Origin of the sequence: Pantoea sp. CTOTU49201, from assembly GCF_032054795.1 — a bacterium.
In the GTDB taxonomy this organism is placed as follows: domain Bacteria; phylum Pseudomonadota; class Gammaproteobacteria; order Enterobacterales; family Enterobacteriaceae; genus Pantoea; species Pantoea symbiotica.
Map to the genome: position 1 here is coordinate 1 of NZ_DAMBSA010000546.1, position 272 is coordinate 272.

At 48.9% G+C, this 272-nt stretch carries 1 tRNA gene; it reads left to right on the plus strand.

The window, feature by feature from the left end:
* The first annotated feature begins 62 nt into the window (after nt 1-62).
* Nucleotides 63-138 (plus strand) — tRNA-Trp (locus RTY00_RS23535).
* The last annotated feature ends 134 nt before the right edge of the window (nt 139-272 follow it).

Below are 272 nucleotides of genomic sequence, written 5' to 3' on the forward strand. Positions count from 1 at the left end.
AATACCTGCCTGTCACGCAGGGGGTCGCGGGTTCGAGCCCCGTCCGTTCCGCCACCCTAATTAGGGGCGTAGTTCAATTGGTAGAGCACCGGTCTCCAAAACCGGGTGTTGGGGGTTCGAGTCCCTCCGCCCCTGCCAGAAAATAATCCTTTGCTTCGGCAAAGGATTTTTTTTGTCCAAAATTTGGCAGTGAAATGAGTTTGAGTTTCACTGCAATCCACTCAAACTGCCTCATTTATTATCTTATTGTGTCAAAACCGGATATTTAAGCA